The organism is Alsobacter sp. P4_H11 (assembly GCF_056400925.1).
The window spans coordinates 325,789-342,118 of record NZ_JBFUKI010000003.1; the positions used below are offsets into that span (position 1 = coordinate 325,789).

The following is a 16,330-nucleotide window of genomic DNA, read 5'->3' on the forward strand; positions in this document are numbered from 1 at the left end:
GCCTCAGCCTCCGAACAGCACGCCGTGCGGCAGGTCGATGCCGAGCAGCTTCACGAACACGATCCAGAAGCCGACCGCGCCGCAGACCGCCAGCACGGCGAGGCGGGCCGACGGCCGGATGCCCTCGAACGTCGCCGTGGCGGCGAGCAGCACGATCCCGGCCGCCACGTAGCCGGCCAGCCAGGCCGCGCCGATGAACAGGACGCCGAGACCGAGGAAGCTCATGGCGCGCCAGGCAGGGGCGTCGGCCTCCTCGTCGTCGTCGGCAGGCGCAGGAGCGGCGAGAACGGCGGGCTGGGCCTTGCGGGCCACGAGCGCGCCGCGCGCCGCGATCAGCAGCCCGGTCAGGGCGAGGCCTATCCCGAGCAGATAGGGGATGCCGGTGGGTCCAACCTCGTCCGACAGCGTGGTCTCGGTGATGCCGCGCAGGCCCCAGAGATAGAGGAACCCGACGGCGGCCACCACGAGGCCGCTCTGGATGTCCTTATGCATGACCCGCGCTCCTGCGGCTCGAGGCGGCGGCGGCTACTTGGCCGCGCCCGCCTCCTTGAGGAAGGCCTCGGACTCGGCCGCGAAATCGTCGACGAGCTTGGTCGCGCCGGCGGAGCCCTGCACCTCGGGCACGAGGCTTTCGGCGGCGTAGACCTTCTTGTAGTCGGGGTCCGCGATCAGGCTGCGCATGGCGCGCTCCCAGATCGCCAGCACCTCGGGCGACTGGCCCTTCGGGCCCGCGAGGCCGCGGAACTTCTGCACCACCACGTCGAACCCCTCTTCCTTGACGGTGGGGACGTTGGGGTAGCCGTCGAGCCGCTTGCTGTTGAAGGTCGCGACGAGGCGCACCTTGCCGGCCTCCAGTTGCGAGCGTAGCTCCTGGATTTCGCCGACGCCGACATCCAGCGTGCCGTTGAGCACGTTGATCATCATGTCGCCGCCGCCCTCGTGCGAGACGATCGCGGCGTTGACGCCGGCGGCCTTCTTCAGGCGCTCGGCGGCCTGGCGCTCCAGCGACGCCGGGTTGGCGACGCCCCAGCGGCCGCGCTTTTCCCTGGCGTGCGCGATCACGTCCTTCAGCGACTTGAACGGGCCGTCCGTGCGGGTGAACAGCACCTCGGCGTCCGAGAACACGGTGACGACCGGCTGCATGTCCTTGTAGGTGCTCGGCACCTTGCTCATCAGCGAGGTGAACACATAGGTGGGCGTGATGGCGTAGAAGGTGGCGCCGTCGGGCTTGGCGGTCGCGACCTTGGACATGGCGCGCGCGCCGCTGCCGCCCTGCACGTTCTCGACCACGAATGTCGCGTCGATGTAGCGGTTCAGGTACTTGATCATCTCGCGCAGGAAGACGTCGCTGCCGCCTCCCGGGCTGGAGTGCGTCACCAGCGTGACGACCTTCTGCGGATAGGCTTCGGGCGCGGCCTGCGCCGTCCCGATCCCGCACGCGACAGCGGCCGCCGCCACGGCGAGCCGCATTGCTGCCTTGAGCTTGCCCATGACTTCCTCCCTCGGCGCATTCCCGGAGCGCCCTGCGGCCCTTGTGGGCCGCACCGTCGAGACGTCGTCGCCCTAGCGGGCGGCAGCGTCGTAGATCATCAGCTCGGCGAGCCTGGCGGCGTCGGCCGCCTTGTCGAGGCCGCGCACGGCTTCGAGCAGCTGGTCCTGCCGGGCGTCGTCGATGGCGCCCTCGGCGCACATGCGGAACTTGCCTTCGAGATCGGCGTCGCTGATCGGGTTCAGCGGCCCGCCGCGATAGCGCTCGTCCGCCCACTGCGTGAGGGTGCGCCCATCCCGGGTGTCGACCTCGATGCGCGAGCGGATCAGGTCGTAGCCCTTGGCGTCGATCTCCGGGTCGACGATCACCTGCGTGCGGCGCTGCATGTCCTGCATGGCGGCGCCGGCCACGAAGCGGTCCTCGAACTCGTGGTGGCTGGCCCGGCGGCAGAGCACGATCATGCATAGCAGCGCCGGCATGGAGAACTTGGCCTGCAGGTGGTTCTGCGCCACCGGGTAGCGGATCGGCTCGGTGATGTTCTTGCCGGCGTAGAAGCGGATGGTCTCCACTTGGTCGGGCTTGAGGTCGTGCTCACGCACGAGCTTCAGCATCGCGTCCATGGACTGGTGCGTGAGGATGCCGGACGGGTACGGCTTGATGCTGACGCCCGGGTCCACGATCGTGAGCGTCTTGCCGAAACCCTGCTCGAACTTGCTCTCGTCCGCGCCCTCGCCCATCACGGCCCAGAAGCCCCACTGCCCGTCCAGAGCCTCCGGATCGGCCGTGAAGCCGCGCGCCGCCAGCAGCGCCGCCGTGACGCCGTTCTCGGACGCCCGGCCCACATGCAGCGGCTTCGTCATGGTGCCGAAGTTGCAGCGGATGCCGGCCGCGAAGCTCGCCGCAATGCCGAGCGCATGCGCGAGCTTGTCGCCGGTGAGGCCGAGCAGCTTGGCGGCGGCCGTGGCGGCCCCGAAGGTCCCGACCGTCCCGCTGGTGTGGTGGCCGCGGCGGTAGTGGCGGTCCTTCATCCACTCCGAAATCTTGCACTCGACCTCGAAGCCCGCCTGGAACGCGAGCATGAACCGCTTGCCGTCGACGCCGCCGAGGCGCTGCGCCATCACGAGCGCGGCGGTGAGCGGCGGCACCGAGGGGTGCGTGAGCAGCCCGTAAACGTGGCGCGGGTCGTGCGACACCTGCGTGTCGTCCCAGTCATGCGCATGGCCGGCCGTGCCCAGCACACGGGCCGCCAAGGCCGCCGGGGCCTTCGCGTTTCCGCCCGCGATCACGTAGGCGTCCGGCCGCCCGCCATTCTCGATGGCGTCCGCCGCCAGCATCTTGACGGAGCCTTCCAGGCCGCCGGCCAGATAGAGGCCGAGCGTGTCGACCATGCAGCGGCGGCCGATGCGCAGCGCTTCCTCGGGCAGGTCCTCGTATCGGACCGTCTCGATAAAGCGGATCGCTTCCGCGGTCATGGGGCGCGACGTCATGGCTTGGCCTTATGTTGCGGCGTGCGCCGCCGGCGCGGCGCGAAGCCGGTCCAGCGAGCGCATCACGTGGTCGAAATGGGTGCGGTAGGCGGCTTCGGGATCGCGCGCCGCGATGGCGTCCACCATGGCGCGGTGCTCCTGGTTGGACACGTGCAAGCCGCCGCCCTGCACGAGGCTGCGCGCCCGGTATAGGTGGAGCTGCTTGATCAGGCTGGCGTATTGCGCCGCCAGCAGATGATTGCCGGACGCCGCCAGGATGGCCTGGTGAAAGGCGAGATTCAGCGGGTAGTAGGTCTCGAAGTCCCCCGCCTCGACGGCGCGGTCCATCTCGGCCACGAGCGCGTCGAGCTTGCCGATCTCATCCTCGCCGGCGCGCTCGGCCGCGCAGCGTCCCGCCATGCCGAACAGGGCGGCGCGGACCTCGTAGATCGCGCAGGCGGTGGCGAGATCGAGGCTGCGAACATAGACGCCGCGGTTGGGCACAAGCGCCACCAGGCCGCCGGCCTCCATGGAGCGCAGCGCCTCACGGATCGGCCCGCGGCTCGTGCCGAAGCGCAGCGCCAGCGCGTTCTCGTTGATGCGGTCGCCCGGCTTGATCTCGCCGGACATGATCATCCGCTCGATCTCGGGCTCGATCAGAACGCCCAGGGACCGGCTCTTCAGGAACGCGATGGCTTCATGCGCGGACATGGGCGCATCATGCCCGGTCGCTGTCGATTGTCAACAATCTTCAGACGACAGCAGTTTAACCGGGCGCCGCCGTCTGGGTAACCTGGGCGCCCTGCGCCGGCCGGGCGGCCGCATGCGCCGAGGTTCGACGATCCGGGACGGGCGGCTTGCGCCAGGGCGGGCTTTTCACCGCGGTGACGATCAGGGCCGCAATCAGCAGGATCACTTGGCCGGCGAGGTTCACCAGCAGCGCGGAGATCGGGCTTCGCCCGACGACGTCCAGGATGGCGCCGAGCCCCTGCGCGATCACCAGCCCGGTGAGGAAGACCGCCAGCGTCTGCTTGCCGATCATCCGGAGCACGTCCGGCACGCGACCGGAAAGGCGGCGCCCGCCCTCCCCTACGGCCAGAAAGGCCAGATAGGCGGTGGCGACGAAATGCAGGTAGCGCAGCGGACCGAGGTTGGTCTTCGCGATCAGGGGGCCCAGAGCCTCATGGGCCTCCCCGAGCGCCGGGAAAGCGCCGAAGCCCGCATAGCACTGGAACTCGTTCTGGCACCCGAGCGGGATCCCGACCAACACGAGCGCGACTGCGGCAAGCGCCAGCCGCCTGTCGCGCGGCGGGGCCGGCAGCCAGCCGCGCGCGAAGGCGAAGCCGGTGAAGAACAGGAGTTGCCACGCGAACGGGTTGAAGAACCACGGCCGGCCGGTGGACGCGTCGGCGGTGAGCTCCAGCACTCCGGCCTGCGCGCCGAGCCAGAGGCCCAAGGAGGCGACGCCGACCAGAGCGGGGCTCACGAGGGCGAGCGCCATCGCGACGGGCGTCATCGCGAGCACCACGAGGTACATCGGCAGGATGTCAAAATAGTTCGGGACGAAGCGCAGCGTCAGCAGGTTCACCAGATAGGTGCGCGGGTCGTCCAGCACCGGCTGCAGCTTCAGCTCCTCGCGGACGTAGTGGTCGACGTTCAGCCCATGATCGAGCGCGATCGCGAGCGTCAGCACGGTCACGAAGGCGCAGATGTGGACCCAGTAGACCTGCCAGAGCCGGTGCAGGATCCGGAACGTCCCGATCAGCCAGCCATGCTGCGCGAACACGCGCCCGAACGCGATGGCGGACGCCATGCCGGAGCAGAACACGAACATGTCGGCGGCGTCGCTGAAGCCGAAGCGGGCCGGGATCCAGTTGGTCCAGGGATTCCACGGAATATGGGCGATCAGGATGATGCACATGCCCATGCCGCGAAAGAAATCGAGGCGCGGATCGCGCGTCCGCGGCGAGGCGGGCGCGTCAGATACGGTCGACATAGGCCCTCGCGTCGATCGGGCATGTGATCAGCGTGAACGCCGGACGGCCGGCCGCCTCCGCGAGAGCCGACCGCACTGAGGCGCGGTCGCGGCATTCGACGCCAAGCCCTCCGAAGGCTCGCGCGACGGCGGCGTAGTCGGTGCGCCCCAGTGTGACCCCCGTGCGGGCGAGGCCGGCCGCCGCCTGCTTCAGCTCGATGAGGCCGAGGCTCTCGTCCTGCAGAACCAGGATGGTGATCGGCAAGGCCTGATCCCTGATGGTCCCGAGTTCCCCGAGCGTCATCTCCAGCCCGCCGTCGCCCAGCACCGCGACGGCGCGGCGGGAGGGCTCGGCCAGGGCCGCGCCGATCGCCAGCGGAATGGCGCTGCCCATGGTGCACCAGCCGGCCGACTGCAGCAGCGAGAGGGGCCGGGAGGCGCGCCACATCTGGCTCAGGAGAATGCGATGGGCGCCGCTGTCCACCGTGACGGTGGCGTCGCCCGCCGTTTCGGCGAGCGTCTCGAACACGGCGTGCGGGCCCCAGTGCGCCGGGGATGCAAAAGCGTGGGCCAGAGCCGCCCGGGCGTCCGCCACGGCGCGGCCGGGCCAGCTCTCGCCGGGGGCGCAACCTTGCGCGACGGCGGCGAGCAGCTGGGCGGGGTCGCCGCACAGGCGCAGCCCGGCCTCGTGCATGGCGTGATCGACCGGCCAGCCGAGTTCGACCACGCGCTCCGGATGGGGCGGGACGCCAAGCCAGCCGGGGCGCATCTCGATCGGGTCGTAGCCGGCGAGCAGCACGAGGTCGGCGTCGCGGACCATGCCCAGCAGCATCGTGTCGGCAAGGGGCGACAGCCCGGCCCCGCCGAGGCTGCAGGGGTGGTTCTCGTCGAGGACGCCCTTGGCCTTGTAGGTGGTGATCACCGGGATGCGCCGCGTATCCGCCAGCTTGCGAATGGCGGCGGCCGCCCCGCCCCGGGCGGCGTCGAAGCCGGCGATCAGCAGCGGGCGCTCGGCCCGGGCGAGGCGATCCCGCACGGCCGCGACTGCCGGGTCGGCCGGATCGGGCGCCAACAACTGGGAAGCCCCGTTGTGGGCCGCGGGCGCGCCCTGGGCCGGAAGCGCGGCCGTGGTGGGCGACAGGTCGAGATGCACGGGCCCGAAAGGCGGCGTGGCGGCGAGCCGCAGCGCGCGCGCGATCGTGGCCTCGGCGGTTTCGGGCTCGATCTCGAACGACGCCTTCACGAGGGGCCGCAGCATGGCGGCGTGGTCGACGACTTGGTGGGTGTAGCGGGCGCGGATCGCGCGCTCCACCACGCCGGAGATCACCAGCAGCGGCGTGCGCTCCTGCGCGGCGTCCGCGACACCGTTCACCGCGTTGGCGAGGCCGGGGCCGAGCGTGGTCACCAGCAGGCCCGGTGCGCCGCCGACCACGCTGGCGCCGGCGGCCATCATGGCGGCTGCGGTTTCGTTGCGGGCCAGCACGAAGCGGATACCTGCGCGCTCCAGCGCGTCCAGTAGGGTCACGACCTCGCCGCCCGGCATCCCGAAGGCGTGGCGGACGCCGGCGGCGTGGAGCGTGGCGGCGATGCGGTCTGCGATGCGGTTCATGAGGTCGACCTTGCGCTCAGGCGACGCGCTTGCGGGCGGCTTCGGCCCGCGCCAAGCGCTGATGCGCCAGTTGGCAGAACCGATCCTCCCGGCGCAAGGCGGCCCGGCAGCCCATCACGACCGCCATGGCGTCGCGCTCGCCGCGGTCGGCGGCCGCCAGCGCCAGCGTGCGCAGGAAGACGTCGCGCTGGGCGTGGCTGCCGCCGAGCAGCGGCAACGCGGCCGCCGCCCGGGCGATCGTGCCGGCGTCGCCGAGATCGAGGATGACTTGGGCGAGATCGCGCCCGACGCGGACGGCGACGGATGCCTGGTCATCGCCGCAGTCGGCGGGGGCTGCGATGGTGTTCGCCAACGCCAAGGCTTCGCCGTGCTGGCCGGCGCCGACCAGCGTCATCAGGTGGTGCAGGGAGGCGAATACGAGCGTCACGTCGCGCGTGCGGCGCCGGGACACGTCGGCGAGTTCCGCCCAGCGTTGGCCCACGTCCACGCCCTCCTGGGCGAGCCGCCACAACAGCGAGGCGGCGTTTGCGACGTCGCGGAAATCGTCGGTCTGGGTCGGCCGCACCTCGTCGTCATAGAGGCCGAGCACCCGCTCGACGCGCCCCTCCTCGAGCTCGAAGAGCGCAAGGTGCCAGGACATGTGGAAGCGGAAATTGTTGCAAGCCGACCAGCGCGGGCGCGAGCTTTCCAGCCACGCGACCCCTTCCCGGGTCCGGCCCTGCGTTTCGTGGACATGCGACACCGCATGCAGCCCCCAGGCGTCGCCCGGCTCCAGCGCGACGGCCCGCCTGCCGCACAGCTCCGCCGGCCCGAGCGCGCCGGCTTCCTCCAGCCCGAAGGCGTGGCAGCCGAGCACGAAGCCTGCGCCGGGACGCTCGTCCGTCCAGGCCGGCAGCACGTGGGAGGTCAGCGCGAGCATGCCGGGCAGGTCGCCGGACATGAAGCGCAGCGAATGCGACAGCTTCAGCGGCAGGAAATCCGCGGGGCAATCTTCGAGATGGAGGTCGAGCCGGTCGGCCGCCGCCAACAGGCGGCCTGCCCGCGCGTCCGCCAATGCGCGAACCAGCACGATCTCGGACGGCGTCGGGGCGCTGCGCCGGCACAACGCGTCCGACGCGGCAGCGTGGGCTGCGGCGGCGCCCGGCAGGCATTCGGCCCGAGCCAGGATCACGGCCGCGAAGCCTCGCAGCGCATGCGCGGCGATGAGATCCGGATCGGCCGCCAAAGCTGCGTCCAGCGCCTCGGCCGCGCCGGGCCGATGGCTGGCGACGCTCGCGATGGCTTGCTCGAAAGCCTTGACGGCGGCCGAACTGCCGGTGGAGTGCCGGCCCCCGTAAGCGTCAACGATCATGCGACAGATCTCCGGGGGCACGGTTCCGAGGAACTCGCTCTCACGAGAACCTTGCTCGCAGGGGACCTCGCGCCGGTGACCGACGCCACGAACAACCCCGTGAGCGGCCGACACGTTCACGTGATGCGGCCGTGAGCCCAATGACGGCCGCCGTCTTGGTGCTAGGCTGCCGGCCGATCAGGAGGAGCGCCCATGCGCGGATCCCTATGCGTACTGGCGGCCATGCTGGCGTCTTGCGCCTCGGGCGCCCTGGCGTGCGACGCCCGGAGCCCGTGCGCGGTGAGCGACGGCGTGTACTACGCCCGCGTTCCGCCGCGGTGGGACGGGCGCGCGCCGCTTCCTGTCGTGATGTTCTTTCACGGCTATTCGGGCTCCGCCGAAGGCGTGATGGCGGACGCCGCGCTCGCCGATGCGGTCGCGGGGGTCGGGGCCATCCTGGTGGCGCCGCAAGGGCGCGCCGAGAACGGGACGGCGCTGTCCTGGTCGTTTCAGTCCAAGGCGTTTCCGGGCCGCGACGACATCGCGTTCGTCGGCCGCGTGCTGGACGACGTCGAGCGCCGCTGGCCCGTGGACCACGGGCGAGTGTTGGCCACCGGCTTCTCGGTCGGCGGCTCCATGGTGTGGAACCTCGCCTGCCAGACGCCCGGCCGCTTCACGGCGTTCGCGCCCGTCGCGGGCGCGTTCTGGATGCCGGAGCCGGAGAACTGCCCGGGCGGGCCGGTGTCGCTGCGGCATGTGCACGGGCTGGCCGATCGCACGGTGCCGATGGCCGGCCGCGTGCTGCGCGGCGGCGCGCTGCAGCAGGGCGACGTGCTGCGCGGCATGGCGCTGTGGCGCAGCATCGACGGCTGCGCGGCCGAGCCGGACCAGGAGGCGCAGCAGGGCGCCCTCGCCTGCCGCACATGGTCGGCGAGCCACTGCTCCAGCGGGAGGGAGCTGATGCTGTGCCTCCACGCCGGCGAGCACGAGATCGAGGCGGGCTGGGTCGCGGATGCGTTCCGCTGGATGGAGAGCCTGCCGGCCCGCCCGAACGGCGCGGCCCTGAAGCCCTGAACGAGGCCGCCCCGAGGGCGGCCCCGCCGCTCAGGCGTGGCGCCCGGCTTTCATCTCGAACACCAGGGAGGCCACGAAGCCGAAGATGATGTGGCCGGCGTAGCTCATGAACGAGAGCCCGCCGCCCCATTCCAGCAGCAGGAACGGGAGACCCGCCAGCGGCGCCATGATGCCGAGCGCGTTGAACCAGGTGAACGAGCCCCAGCTCAGGCAATCCGCAAGGAGGCTGTTCGGGTTGATGAAGCGCGTGGCCGTGAGAGCGGTGACGAAGAGCCAGAACAGCACCAGCCCGCCCATGAGCCCGCCCGTAAACGCGACGCCGGCGATGTAGAGCGTGAACAGCGCCCAGACGCCGATATCGAGCACCAGCGCCCAGTTCTTCAGGCTGCGCGACACGATGTAGTAGAGCACCGGGTAGCCGACGATGCCGATGGTGTAGTGGGCGACCTCGGCCGGGAAGCGCGCCAGCTCGTAGCCGGTCCAGCGGCGCACGAGCGAGATCACCAATTCGGCCGGCTCCAGCGGCCCGCCCAGGATCAGCGGCGTGATGAACCGCGCCCAGATTTCCCAGGCCATGAGGCCGAGGAACCCGCCGATCAGAAGCCACGCGATCGCGCGCCGGCTCGGAATGGCCGGAAGCGCCGGCCGCAGCGTGGTGTCCATGGTCATGTGCGCCTCCCCGAGATGGGCCGAGCGGCTGTTGTCGCCGTCGCACGATCACGAAGACACGCCCGCCCGGCTTCGGCCAGAGGCGGCGGGATCACGAAAACCGGAGCAGGATGGGTGATGACGCGACGGCGCCGGGCGCCGGAGGAGGCGGTGTGAACAGCGCTGGGCGTCATTAAACCAGCGAAGTGCTTGCCGCGCTTACGCTTCAGCTTCGCCCGCTGGATTTCGCAGCTGGCTTCCGCCACGGCCGCCTCACGCGCCGGTGAACGCGCGGCGGGCGCGGCTCTCCGGCTTGTGATCGCTCAATTCGGCTCGAAGCCGCTCAGTCCTCGACGCCGACCTCGGCCGGCTCAACTTGGTAGTGCGTGGAGCAGAACTCGCACGTGATGCCGATGCGGCCGTCGTCGCCCACCATGGAGCGGCGCTCCTCCGGCGAGAACTGGCGCAGCATGCCGACGATGCGCTCGCGCGAGCAGCGGCAGCGCTCGATCACGGTCTGGGCCTCGAACACGCGCACGCCACGCTCGTGGAAAAGCCGGTAGAGCAGCGTCTCGCTGGTGAGCGTGGGGTCGAGCAACTCGTGGTCCTCCACGGTCTCGACCAGCGAGCGGGCTTCCACCCAGGCGTCGTCTTCGTCCACCACATGCGCAGTCGCGCCCTCGGGCGCATCGCCGGGCGGCAGGTCGGCCTGGCGCTGGCGCTCGGGCGAGGACGGCAGGAACTGCACCATCACGCCGCCGGCGCGCCAGGCATGGCGCCCGCCCGCCAGCGTCTCGCCCACCGCGATGCGGATGCGGGTCGGGATCTGCTCGGACTGGAGGAAATACTGGTGCGCGGCGTCCTCGATGGACTGGCCCTCCAGGGCGACGATGCCCTGGTAGCGCGACATGTCGGAGCCCTGGTCGATGGTAAGCGCGAGGTGGCCGCGGCCGAGCAGCGTCGCCGGATTGGCGTCGGCGGGCAGCGCGCCGAGGCGCTCGGCGTCGAAGCGCGCATAGGCGCGCACGCGGTCGGGCGCCTCGAAGTCCACCACCAGCATGTCGACCGCGCCGTCGGTGCGCGTCTGCAGCTGGAAGCGGCCCTCGAATTTCAGCGAGGTGCCGAGCAGCACAGCCAGCACCACCATCTCGCCGACCAGCCGCGCCACCTGCGGCGGGTAGGCGTGGCGCTCCAGGATCCGGTCCACCATCGGCCCGAGCCGCGTGATGCGGCCGCGGGCTTCGAGAGGTTCTACCGAAAAGGGCAGTACGAGGTCGTCGAGCTCTGGGTGCGTGTCAGTCATCGATCCAATGCCCCGAGGCACCAGGCCAGCACGCCCTTTTGGGCGTGCAGCCGGTTCTCGGCTTCGTCGAACACCACGGATTGAGGTCCGTCCATGACCTCGTCCGTCACCTCCTCGCCGCGGTGGGCGGGCAGGCAGTGCATGAAGATCGCCTTGTCGTCGGCGAGCTTCATGAGTTTGGAGTTCACCTGATATGGGGCGAGCATGTTGTGGCGTCTACCCGCGTCCTCGTCGCCCATCGACACCCAGCAGTCCGTCACGACGCAATCGGCGTCCGTGACGGCGTCCTGCGGATCCTCCATGGCGGCCACGCGGGCCCCTTCCCGCCGGGCCCAGGCCAGCAGGTCGGCCGAGGGAGCGAGCTGCTCGGGCGCGGCGATGTTGAGGCGGAAGTCGAAGCGCGCCGCGGCGTGCACCCAGGAGGCGAGCACGTTGTTGGCGTCGCCCACCCAGGCCACCGTCTTGCCCTTGATGGGCCCGCGGTGCTCCTCGTAGGTCATGACGTCGGCCATGACCTGGCAGGGATGCGACAGCTTCGTCAGCCCGTTGATCACCGGCACGGTGGCGTATTCGGCCAGCTCCGCCACCGCCTTGGCGTCGAGCATGCGGATCACGATCGCGTCGACGTAGCGCGACAGCACGCGCGCCGTGTCGGCGATGGTTTCGCCGCGGCCGAGCTGCATCTCCGCGCCGGTGAGCATGATGGTCTCGCCGCCGAGCTCGCGCATGCCGACATCGAACGACACCCGGGTGCGCGTCGAGGGCTTGTCGAAGATCATCGCCAGCGTCTTGCCGGCGAGCGGACGCCGGGCGGCGTGCTCGCCCTTGCGGCGCGCCCGCTTCATGGCGGCGGACGCGTCGATGATGGTTCTGAGCTCATCGCCCGGCAGGGCCGTGAGATCCAGAAAGTGACGGACCGGCGCGCTCATGCGGCCGCTCCCGTCTTCTGCCCGGCCTCAATCCGCACGCAGGCGCGGTCCAGACGATCGAACGCCTCCGCGACCTCGGCCTCCGTGATGGTAAGGGGCGGCAAAAGGCGCACGACGTTGTCGCCGGCGGGCACGAGCAGCAGGTGCTCCTCGCGCGCGGCCGCCGCGAACGCGGTGTTCGGCACGACCGTGCGGACGCCCAGCAGGAGGCCCTCGCCGCGGATCTCGGAGATCACCGAGGGGTGGCGATCCTTCAGCTCGGCGAGGCGCTGCTTCAGCACGAGGCTGATGCGCTCGACGCGCTGGAGGAAGCCCTCCTCGAGCACGACGTCCAGCACCGCGTTGCCGACCGCCATCGCGAGCGGATTGCCGCCGAAGGTGGTGCCGTGCGTGCCCGCCGTCATGCCCTTGCCGGCCTCGCGGGTGGCGAGGCAGACGCCGAGCGGGAAGCCGCCGCCGATGCCCTTGGCGACCGTCATGATGTCGGGCGTCACGCCGGCGCGCTCATGCGCGAAGAACTTGCCCGAACGCCCGACGCCGGTCTGGATCTCATCGAAGATCAGCAGCATGCCGTGTTCATCGCAGAGCTGGCGCAGGCCGCGCAGGCATTGCGGCGGGATGGAGCGCACGCCGCCCTCGCCCTGGATCGGCTCCACCATGATGGCGGCCGTCTCGGGCGTGATGGCGGCCTTGAGCGCCTCGTGGTCGCCATAGGGCACCTGGTCGAAGCCTTCGGCCTTGGGGCCGAAGCCTTCCAGGTACTTCTGCTGCCCGCCGGCCGCCAGCGTCGCGAGCGTGCGGCCGTGGAAGGCGCCTTCCACCGTGATGATGCGGAAGCGCTCGGGCTGGCCGTTCACGGCGTGGTACTTGCGCGCCATCTTGATGGCGGCCTCGTTGGCCTCAGCGCCCGAATTGCAGAAGAAGGCCGTGTCCGCGAAGGTCGCGTCCACGAGCCGCTGGGCGAGCTTCTCGCCTTCCGGGATGCGGTAGAGGTTAGAGACGTGCCAGACCTTCTGGGCCTGGTCGGCCAGCGCCTTCACGAGGTGCGGATGGGCGTGCCCGAGCGCGTTCACGGCGATGCCGGCGCCGAAGTCCAGGTAACGCTCGCCTCGGTCCGTGAAGAGCCAGGGGCCTTCTCCTCGCTCGAAGGAGAGGTCCGCGCGCGCGAAGTTCGGAAGCAGCGGCGACGGATGAAGGCTCTCTTCGGCCATGGCGAACGATCTTTCCTCGATTGAACCTTAGAAATAGGAAGCGCCGCCCGACCGGGGCGGCGCGGCCGAACTATGAGGACGGCCGCGTTTTCTGTCAATGAAACGAGCCGCAGCCTAGATCTTCGAAGGTTTTGGCGCCGATGCGCAACGCGCCGCGCAGGTCAACCCCGCGACCGACTCTTTCCTGCCACGATCCTTGTTGAAAACGCGCCTCGCCGCCGGCCGATACGCGCCGGACTCTTGCGGCAGAGTCACGCGATATCGTAGGTTTCCACTTGTCGGATACGACATGTGGTGCGGCAAACCACGTAGTTGGGTCGAAGTTGAGTCCCGTGCTCCGCCGTTGCGGAGCGGCGAACGCGGGAGGATTCGGCTGGCGAATGAACAGGCGGACGACGCGACAGATCGGCCTCAAGAGCCGGCGGCGAAGTCCACAGAGGCAACATTCAGATACGGAGACCGAGGCCGATGTCCTGGACCGATGAACGGGTCGAACTCCTTAAAAAATTGTGGAACCAGGGGCTTAGCGCCAGCCAGATCGCGGCGGAGCTGGCCGGGGGGATCACCCGCAACGCGGTGATCGGCAAGGTCCACAGGCTCGGCCTTTCGGGCCGCGCGAAGGCGCCGGCGCCCCAGCAGGCTCGTCCCCGCAAGGCGCCGACACGCGCGCCGAGCCATCCGATGAGCCACACGCATTCGGCTCCCGTGGTGCGCGGCAACCTGGCGGTGGCCCCCAAGGCCATGCAGATGGCGGCGCCCATCATGGAGCTCGCGCCCACGCCCATGACGGACGTGGTGATCCCCATGTCCGAGCGCGTCACCATCATGGAGCTGCGCGAGAGCATGTGCCGCTGGCCGCATGGCGACCCGACGAGCGAAGATTTCCGGTTCTGCGGGGCCAAGTCGCCGACCGGCACGCCCTACTGCAACTTCCACTCGCAGGTCGCCTACCAGCCTTCCATGGACCGTCGCCGCGCAGCGGCCCGGGCCGGGGGAATGCGCTAGGCGCCATTATCGGAACGTCCGCCAGGCGAGCAGAACGCGGCTGGCGGCCGTGACGAGGCACATGAGCGAGAAGATCACGGCCAGCGTCGGGAAGGCCTGGGGGAACAGCATCATCAGGGCGAAGAACCCGATGGTCTCGGCCCCCTCCGCCAGCCCGGCCGTGAAGTAGATGGACTTCAGGCCGCGCGACGTCGTCTGCAGCCCACGCTGCCCGGCGACCGTCGCGTAAGCCAGGAAGGTCGCGCCGTTCACGTAGAAGCTGAACAGCAGCGTGGCGGCCACGAGCGCATTGGCGTCGGGCGCGACAAACGCGAAGGCCAGCGGCACGGCGCCGTAGAAAACGAAATCCGAGACGATGTCGAGGAAGCCGCCCAGATCCGTGCGCCGGGTCTGACGCGCCACCGCGCCGTCGAGGCCGTCGCCGAGCCGGCCCAACGCCATAAGGACCAGCCCGAGCCCGAAATCACCCGCCGCGATCGCGGCAGCGCTCGCGACCCCGAAGCAGAGCGCCAGCCCGGTAATCGCGTCCGCGCCGAGGCCGAGGCGAATGCAGTGGCCCGCCATAAGCGCCAGGGGCGGGTCGATCAGCCGTCGCGCCATTCCGTCCAACATAGCTGCTCCACGCTCCCGAGGCCCGCCGGCGGAGCGAAGCCGATTCCACTTCGCGTCGAAATGCTTTAGGACGCGAGCGCTTCTCCCCCCCGCGCCGGAGTTCACGCGACGATGTATCGCGCCGTTACCCGCCAGATCCAGGTCACCGTCACGCCCGCCTACATGGCGGACCAGTCGACGCCTGAAAAGAAGCAGTTCTTCTGGTCTTACACGGTCGAGGTCGAAAATCTCGGAACCGAGACCGTGACCCTGCTGACGCGCTGCTGGCACATCCGCGACGCCACCGGGGCGGTGAAGGAAGTGCGCGGCGAGGGCGTGATCGGCAAGCAGCCGACGCTCGCGCCCGGCGAGACATTCAAATACACGAGTGGCTGCCCGCTGGAGACGCCCGAGGGCATCATGTCGGGATCCTACGGCATGAAGACGGAGGATGGAGCGAGCTTCGACGTGAGCATTCCGGCGTTCTCGCTCGATAGTCCCAATCGCCGCCGGGTGATGCACTGATGGCCGCCGCAAGAAAATCCGCGATGACGCCGCTCGCCCTGCTGGAGCGCCTCGTTTCGTTCGACACCGAAAGCTCACGCTCCAACCTGGAGCTGATCGCCTTCGTGGAGCGCTACCTCGCCGACCTCGGCGTGGCGTCGGTGCGCGTTCCCAACGAGACCGGCGACAAGACCGCCCTGTTCGCCACGATCGGCGCTACGGACCGCGGCGGGATCGTGCTGTCGGGCCACACCGACGTGGTGCCGGTCGCCGGCCAGACCTGGACCAGCGATCCCTTCACGTTGCGGGTCGCGGACGGCAAGGCCTACGGGCGCGGCGCGGTGGACATGAAGGCCTTCGCGGCCATCGCGTTGTCGCTCGTGCCCGAGATGCAGGCGGCGGCGCTGAAGACGCCCATCCACATCATGCTCAGCTACGACGAGGAGCTCACCTGCCTTGGCGTGGTGGACACCATCCGGCGCATGGGCGTGGACCTGCCGCGGCCCCAGGCCGTGATCGTGGGCGAGCCGACCGAGCTGCAGGTGGCCGACGCGCACAAGAGCGTGGTGACGTTCAACACCTATGTGCACGGCTACGAGGCGCATTCGGCCAAGCCCGAGCTTGGCTCCAACGCGATCTTCGCGGCCGGCTGGCTGCTGCAGGAGCTGGACCGGATCTCGGACGTGTACCGCGAGAAGGGCGACCCGACCGGGCGCTTCGACCCGCCCTATTCGTCGGTGCATGTCGGCACCGTGAACGGCGGAACGGCCCGCAACATCCTGCCGAAGATCTGCCACTTCCAGTGGGAGGTGCGCGGCGTGCCGGGGACCGACGAGGAAGAGGTCGCCCGCATGCTGGACGACTACGCGCAGCGCGTGGTGGTTCCGCGCCTGACGCGGTGGGGTTGGCCGGGCTCGGTGGAAACGCTGCTGGAGGTCGCGGTTCCGGGGCTCGCACCCGATCCGGGCTCCGCGGCCGAGACGCTGGCGCTGCGGCTCGCGGGCCGCAACCAGACCATGACGGTGCCGTACGGCACCGAGGCCGGGCACTTCCAGCGCAACGGGCTGCCCACCGTGGTGTGCGGGCCGGGCTCCATCAACCAGGCGCACCAGCCGGACGAGTACATCACGCTAGACGAAATCGAGCGCGGCGTCGGCTTCATCCGGCGGCTGATCGCGAGCTGCGCGGCGCAGTAG

16 protein-coding genes are annotated in these 16,330 nt (G+C 70.2%); 4 read left to right on the top strand and 12 right to left on the bottom strand.

Annotated elements, in window-relative coordinates; all coding sequences use genetic code 11:
- Positions 1-3: 3 nt before the first annotated feature.
- The 7 genes from AC1DSZ_RS07260 to AC1DSZ_RS07290 all read right to left on the bottom strand — a co-directional run bounded on the left by AC1DSZ_RS07260 (position 4) and on the right by AC1DSZ_RS07290 (position 7,890).
- Positions 4-492 carry a tripartite tricarboxylate transporter TctB family protein gene (locus tag AC1DSZ_RS07260; protein ID WP_476837700.1) on the bottom strand — a complete coding sequence of 163 codons (489 nt, stop codon included), beginning with the start codon at positions 490-492 and terminating at the stop codon, positions 4-6.
- A 33-nt stretch (positions 493-525) separates the two neighbouring features.
- Entirely contained in the window at positions 526-1,491 is a 966-nt protein-coding gene (locus AC1DSZ_RS07265; RefSeq protein ID WP_476837701.1) for a Bug family tripartite tricarboxylate transporter substrate binding protein, read from the bottom strand.
- A 72-nt stretch (positions 1,492-1,563) separates the two neighbouring features.
- Positions 1,564-2,976 (bottom strand): MmgE/PrpD family protein, encoded by a 1,413-nt coding sequence (locus tag AC1DSZ_RS07270; RefSeq protein WP_476837702.1) that lies wholly within the window; start codon positions 2,974-2,976, stop codon positions 1,564-1,566.
- 9 nt (positions 2,977-2,985) lie between these two features.
- Positions 2,986-3,666: an FCD domain-containing protein gene (locus AC1DSZ_RS07275; protein WP_476837703.1), complete on the bottom strand. Its 681-nt coding sequence runs from the start codon at positions 3,664-3,666 to the stop codon at positions 2,986-2,988.
- Between the two features lie 55 nt (positions 3,667-3,721).
- The gene (locus tag AC1DSZ_RS07280; RefSeq protein WP_476837704.1) at positions 3,722-4,951 is read right to left on the bottom strand and encodes an OpgC family protein; all 1,230 of its coding nucleotides are present in this window, start codon (positions 4,949-4,951) and stop codon (positions 3,722-3,724) included.
- Entirely contained in the window at positions 4,935-6,539 is a 1,605-nt protein-coding gene (locus AC1DSZ_RS07285; protein ID WP_476837705.1) for a thiamine pyrophosphate-binding protein, read from the bottom strand. Before AC1DSZ_RS07285 ends, AC1DSZ_RS07280 begins: the two co-directional genes overlap by 17 nt.
- A 16-nt stretch (positions 6,540-6,555) precedes the next feature.
- Positions 6,556-7,890 (bottom strand): tetratricopeptide repeat protein, encoded by a 1,335-nt coding sequence (locus AC1DSZ_RS07290; protein ID WP_476837706.1) that lies wholly within the window; start codon positions 7,888-7,890, stop codon positions 6,556-6,558.
- Between the two features lie 192 nt (positions 7,891-8,082).
- Here AC1DSZ_RS07290 and AC1DSZ_RS07295 point away from each other — a divergent pair, with 192 nt between their 5' ends.
- Entirely contained in the window at positions 8,083-8,943 is an 861-nt protein-coding gene (locus AC1DSZ_RS07295) for a CE1 family esterase (RefSeq protein ID WP_476837707.1), read from the top strand.
- 30 nt (positions 8,944-8,973) lie between these two features.
- Here the strand turns inward: AC1DSZ_RS07295 and AC1DSZ_RS07300 are convergent, their stop codons facing one another.
- The 4 genes from AC1DSZ_RS07300 to AC1DSZ_RS07315 all read right to left on the bottom strand — a co-directional run bounded on the left by AC1DSZ_RS07300 (position 8,974) and on the right by AC1DSZ_RS07315 (position 13,034).
- A complete protein-coding gene (locus AC1DSZ_RS07300; RefSeq protein ID WP_476837708.1) occupies positions 8,974-9,612 on the bottom strand; it encodes a hypothetical protein in 639 nt (212 codons plus the stop codon).
- A gap of 322 nt (positions 9,613-9,934) precedes the next feature.
- Entirely contained in the window at positions 9,935-10,894 is a 960-nt protein-coding gene (locus AC1DSZ_RS07305) for an Hsp33 family molecular chaperone (RefSeq protein WP_476837709.1), read from the bottom strand.
- Positions 10,891-11,823: an ornithine carbamoyltransferase gene (gene argF, locus AC1DSZ_RS07310; RefSeq protein ID WP_476837710.1), complete on the bottom strand. Its 933-nt coding sequence runs from the start codon at positions 11,821-11,823 to the stop codon at positions 10,891-10,893. The genes AC1DSZ_RS07305 and argF overlap by 4 nt, the downstream gene beginning before the upstream one ends.
- Positions 11,820-13,034, bottom strand: coding sequence for an acetylornithine transaminase (locus AC1DSZ_RS07315; RefSeq protein WP_476837711.1), 1,215 nt, complete (start codon positions 13,032-13,034; stop codon positions 11,820-11,822). The genes argF and AC1DSZ_RS07315 overlap by 4 nt, the downstream gene beginning before the upstream one ends.
- A gap of 468 nt (positions 13,035-13,502) precedes the next feature.
- Between AC1DSZ_RS07315 and AC1DSZ_RS07320 the strand changes: the two genes are divergently transcribed.
- Complete coding sequence (locus tag AC1DSZ_RS07320) at positions 13,503-14,039, top strand: GcrA family cell cycle regulator (RefSeq protein WP_476837712.1); 537 nt, start codon at positions 13,503-13,505, stop codon at positions 14,037-14,039.
- A gap of 6 nt (positions 14,040-14,045) precedes the next feature.
- Here AC1DSZ_RS07320 and AC1DSZ_RS07325 read toward each other — a convergent pair whose 3' ends face one another.
- The gene (locus AC1DSZ_RS07325; RefSeq protein WP_476837713.1) at positions 14,046-14,651 is read right to left on the bottom strand and encodes a CDP-alcohol phosphatidyltransferase family protein; all 606 of its coding nucleotides are present in this window, start codon (positions 14,649-14,651) and stop codon (positions 14,046-14,048) included.
- 111 nt (positions 14,652-14,762) lie between these two features.
- Between AC1DSZ_RS07325 and apaG the strand changes: the two genes are divergently transcribed.
- On the top strand, positions 14,763-15,155 hold the full coding sequence (gene apaG / locus AC1DSZ_RS07330; RefSeq protein WP_476837714.1) for a Co2+/Mg2+ efflux protein ApaG: 393 nt from the start codon (positions 14,763-14,765) through the stop codon (positions 15,153-15,155).
- A gap of 23 nt (positions 15,156-15,178) precedes the next feature.
- The gene (gene argE, locus AC1DSZ_RS07335) at positions 15,179-16,330 is read left to right on the top strand and encodes an acetylornithine deacetylase (RefSeq protein WP_476837715.1); all 1,152 of its coding nucleotides are present in this window, start codon (positions 15,179-15,181) and stop codon (positions 16,328-16,330) included.